Raw genomic sequence first — 4,072 nt, 5'->3', positions numbered from 1 at the left:
GCTACGCAGCCCAGCGCGGGGCAAGCCCGCTCACCACATAAGCCAGTTCAGTACAGCAACCCCGCTTACCTACACGTTTGCTCACAGGCCTTTACAGCAATGAAATCGGGTAGCTGACAAAGATCCGGTTCTCATCAAACTCATTGTTGCTGAAGTCTCGACGGATGGTCGCGTTGCGCCACCGCACATTCAGGTCCTTCAGTGCGCCACTTTGCACGGTGTAGGCCAGTTCCGATTCGCGGCCCCATTCCTTGCCGTCGGTGATCGCGCCGGTGTGCACGTTATTGCCGCTGATATAGCGGTTCATCATGGTCAGGCCCGGAATGCCCAACACGACGAAGTTGAAGTCATGGCGCACCTGCCAGGATTTCTCCTTGGCGTTGTCGTAGCTGGCGTTGTAGCTGTCGTTGGCCAGGGTGCCGCCACTGGTGCCGTTGACCTTCATCCACACGCTGTCGCCGGTGAGTTTCTGCAAGCCCACATAAAAGGCGTTGCCCTTGTATTTGGCCGAGAGCAGGGCGAAAGCGGTTTTGTTGTCGAGGTCGCCGGCCAAGGCGCTGCCGTCTTCCTTGCCGGTGAAAAAGCCGAGGTTGGCGCCCAAGGTCCAGTCGCCCACGGGCTGGCTGTGGGTCAGGTTGAAGTACTTTTGCTGGTAGATGTCGCTGAGTTCGGCGTACCACACACCGACCTGGGTGCGCTTGTCGTTGAAGGTGTATTCGCCGCCGCCGAAGTTGAAGCGGTTGGAGGTGAACGCCGCTTTGCCGTTCATGAACATGTCTTCCATGCTCGCATCGTTACGCGGGCTGTTGCCACGGAACTGGCCGCCGTAGAGGGTGAGCCCGTCGAGTTCCTTCGACGTCACCTGGCCGCCACGGAAAGTCTGTGGCAGCGAGCGGCCGTCGTCGGAGCGCAGGATCGGCAGCACCGGCATCCATTCACCCACTTTCAATTCGGTCTTCGACAGCTTGGTTTTCAGCGCTACGCCCAGGCGCCCGAAATTATCGGCGGGGCGGCCGTCGCTGTGGATCGGCAGCAACTGCGTGCCGCCGGTGCCCTTGCCGCCATCGAGTTTTTGCGAATACAGCCCCAGCACGTCAAGCCCGAAGCCCACGGTGCCTTGGGTAAAGCCGGACTTGGCATCGAGGATGAAGTTCTGCGTCCACTCTTCGGCCTTGCCCTGAGGGTAAGTCGGGTTGGTGAAGTTGCGGTTGAAGTAGGCGTTGCGCAGGTTGAGCGTGGCCGTGGCGTCTTCGACAAAACCGTCGGCCTGGGCACTGAGGGGAAGGGTGAATGCCAGGCTGCTGAGGCCGATAAGACCGATGCGCGAGGAGGAATTGCGGGCGAATTGACTCACAGTGAAGCTCCCTTTCTTTTGTTGTTTTTATTATTGTCGTACGTCGTCGTACAACATTGCGCGGATATTTGCGGGGATTTGGCGGGCTGTCAAGCAGAAGTTATACGATGACTAGGGCGTCAGCGCCAAAAAGTGCACACGGTCAATGTGGGAGCTGGCTTGCCTGCGATGCGGGCGACTCGGTCTGGCAGACAGACCCAGGCGATGCCATCGCGGGCAATCCAGCTCCCACAGTGGGCAGTGTTTTAACCGGGATTTTCAGCCAGCCATGACCATTGGCGGCAGGGTGCCAAGCAGGGACACGGCGGCTACTGCTGAAACACCCAGTAACCATTCCAGCATCACACTGGCCTTCAAACTGCCCAAACGCTCTTCGCAGCGCTCAATCCGCAGTCGGTTCAGCAGGGCTAACGCCAACATGCCCAGCACCAGCATCACCTTGATCAGCAGAATCAGGGCGAAACCACTGAACAGGGGCGTGGGCCACAGCTGGCCGGTGAGCACGCGCACGTTGATGAGGCCAGTCACCAGCAACCCGGCAACCAGGCCATACCCCACGCCGCTGAAACGCCGCAGAATCGGCTCCAGCGCATACCGCTCGGGCTGCCTGAGGATCAACACCAGCAACAACAAACCACCCAGCCAAGCACCGACGCAGACCAGGTGCACCACCTGATTGAGGATCAGCAATTGCCCGCTCAGCCCGTTGAGCATGGCGCCGTGGCCCACCGGTGCCAGGGTCGCGAGCAGCAGCGCAACCAATGGCAGGCGCAAGGCTGGCCAGGGTTTGATCAGCGCGATTACCAGCAACAGGTTTAACAGCAGATGCCAGACCCACACCTGACCAAAGAAGGTCTTGCCCAGCACCAACTGCACGGTGGCGGGTTGCAGCGCTGCGTCCCAGCTGCCGGCCATGCTGGCGGTGATCAACAGCAACCAAACCACGCCGGAGCCGAGCCCCAGCCAGGCCAGGCCGCGAGTGATGCGCAGCAAGTGCCGGTCCAGCGCCGTCTGCCGTTCAGTGCCGAGCAGCCAGGGCCTGAACACGCAGGCCCCGAACATCAGCAACACAACAATGAAATGCAGGAAACGGCACAGCACCAGCAGGGTCGCCATGGGTTATTGGCCGACCTTGAACGTGTATTCACCGTTGCTCTTGTGGGTGTCGACCGACACGGCATTCCACACCACTTTGTAGGTGCCGGTCGCCAGCGGTGCGGCGGGTGTTACCACCAGGACTTTCTTGTCGGCGTCCGGGGTTTCCAGGCCCTTGATGGCGATTTCGGTGCCGTCTTTGCTCAGGGACACCTTGGTGAAGGTGGCTTCGACGCCTTCGCTGAAGGTCAGGCGCAGATCCTGCGGGGCTGCGACGCTGCTGTCAGCCGCCGGCGTTGAGCTTTTCAGATGGGCATGGGCAAACGCGGCCGAGGCGCCGAGCAGGGAAGCCAGCAGGGCGACGGTGGTCAGGGTTTTCTTGATCAGCATTGTTCAATACCTTCAGGTTAAGGAGTCGGTAGAGCCATGTGCAGCAAGGGAAAGGGTTTGCCTTCGCCATCCCGCGGCGAGCGCGCGACCTGGGTGAAACCATAGTGCAGGTAAAATCCCACGGCCTGCGGGTTCTGTTCGTTGACGTCGACCGTCAGGGTGTCGTGGCGCGCACGGGCGTGGTCGAGCAACTGGCGACCGATGCCCTGGCCACGTCGGTCGGGGTCGATAAACAGCATTTCCACGTTGTGCCCGCCGGTGGCGATGTAGCCGGCGATGCCGTTTTCGTCTTCGCACACCCACACGTCAAGGGCCGGCATCGGCAGATACGTATCACGGACCAAAGGCAGCAGACGCTGGATGTCATCCTCGGGCAGGAAGTCGTGGGTAGCCCGCACCGAGCGCTCCCACAGTGCTCCCAGCACCGGGTCGTCGGCGGCCACGCGCGGTCGAATAGTCATTGCAATGATCCTTCATGGGGATCGCGATCCTAACCAATCCGATTTCCATGGGAAAGGTTCGCGTAAGAAGTTTCATTATGGCTTGTCGCGCGACCTTGAGCCGATGGTAGTCTTTAACCCAAGTTGTTGTCAGGGAGCCCTCATGGGCAATCACAAGATCGGAATTCGTAAGGTCAACGTCGAGAAAATCCTGCTGGCGGCGGAGAAAATCTTCGCTGAAAAAGGCTATGGCAGCACCGCCATGGCCGACATTGCCGAAGAAGTGCAGCTGCCGCGTTCCAACCTGCATTACTACTTCACCACCAAAAGCGAGCTGTACAGCGCCGTGCTGTTCGACCTGCTGGACGTTTGGAAGCAGGACGCCCTGAGCTTCGAAACCTTCGATGACCCGCGGGTGGTGCTCAGCAGTTACATCCGCGCGAAGATGCAGCGCTCACGCACGCGGCCGTATGGCTCGAAAGTCTGGGCCAATGAAATCATCCACGGCGCGCCCACACTCGGTGAGGCGCTGGATGAAAGCCTGTACGACTGGGCCAAGATGAAGGAAGCGAAAATTCGCCAGTGGGTGGAGGACAAACGCATCCTGCCGGTGGAGCCATCGAGCCTGCTGTACATGATTTGGGCATCGACCCAGCACTATGCGGACTTTGATCACCAGGTGAAGATTTTGAATGATCACCAGCCGTTGTCGGACCTGCAGTTCGAGAAGGCGATCCAGACAGTGACAAGTGTGATTTTGCGCGGGATTGGGTTGGAGCCTTGAGAGGTGTGG

Annotated in this window: 5 protein-coding genes; 1 reads left to right on the top strand and 4 read right to left on the bottom strand. The window is 59.8% G+C overall.

Annotated elements, in window-relative coordinates; genetic code table 11:
- Nucleotides 1-91 precede the first annotated feature (91 nt).
- The 4 genes from WBB95_RS08465 to WBB95_RS08450 all read right to left on the bottom strand — a co-directional run bounded on the left by WBB95_RS08465 (nucleotide 92) and on the right by WBB95_RS08450 (nucleotide 3,300).
- A complete protein-coding gene (locus tag WBB95_RS08465) occupies nucleotides 92-1,354 on the bottom strand; it encodes an OprD family porin (RefSeq protein ID WP_424487168.1) in 1,263 nt (420 codons plus the stop codon).
- Nucleotides 1,355-1,612: 258 nt separating this feature from the next.
- A complete protein-coding gene (copD, locus tag WBB95_RS08460; protein WP_424487167.1) occupies nucleotides 1,613-2,470 on the bottom strand; it encodes a copper homeostasis membrane protein CopD in 858 nt (285 codons plus the stop codon).
- A gap of 3 nt (nucleotides 2,471-2,473) precedes the next feature.
- A complete protein-coding gene (gene copC / locus WBB95_RS08455; protein ID WP_424487166.1) occupies nucleotides 2,474-2,839 on the bottom strand; it encodes a copper homeostasis periplasmic binding protein CopC in 366 nt (121 codons plus the stop codon).
- Nucleotides 2,840-2,856: 17 nt separating this feature from the next.
- Entirely contained in the window at nucleotides 2,857-3,300 is a 444-nt protein-coding gene (locus WBB95_RS08450; RefSeq protein WP_424487165.1) for a GNAT family N-acetyltransferase, read from the bottom strand.
- A 142-nt stretch (nucleotides 3,301-3,442) separates the two neighbouring features.
- Between WBB95_RS08450 and WBB95_RS08445 the strand changes: the two genes are divergently transcribed.
- On the top strand, nucleotides 3,443-4,063 hold the full coding sequence (locus WBB95_RS08445) for a TetR/AcrR family transcriptional regulator (protein WP_424487164.1): 621 nt from the start codon (nucleotides 3,443-3,445) through the stop codon (nucleotides 4,061-4,063).
- The last annotated feature ends 9 nt before the right edge of the window (nucleotides 4,064-4,072 follow it).

Source organism: Pseudomonas sp., from assembly GCF_049645325.1.
Taxonomy (GTDB): domain Bacteria; phylum Pseudomonadota; class Gammaproteobacteria; order Pseudomonadales; family Pseudomonadaceae; genus Aquipseudomonas.
This window is presented reverse-complemented; position numbering and strand designations above follow the sequence as displayed.

Excerpts from the sequence above, each read along its gene's own strand:
- copD (WP_424487167.1), bottom strand. The coding sequence starts at position 2,470 with ATGGCGACCCTGCTGGTGCTGTGCCGTTTCCTGCATTTCATTGTTGTG.
- WBB95_RS08450 (WP_424487165.1), bottom strand. The coding sequence starts at position 3,300 with ATGACTATTCGACCGCGCGTGGCCGCCGACGACCCGGTGCTGGGAGCA.
- copC (WP_424487166.1), bottom strand. The coding sequence starts at position 2,839 with ATGCTGATCAAGAAAACCCTGACCACCGTCGCCCTGCTGGCTTCCCTG.
- WBB95_RS08445 (WP_424487164.1), top strand. The coding sequence starts at position 3,443 with ATGGGCAATCACAAGATCGGAATTCGTAAGGTCAACGTCGAGAAAATC.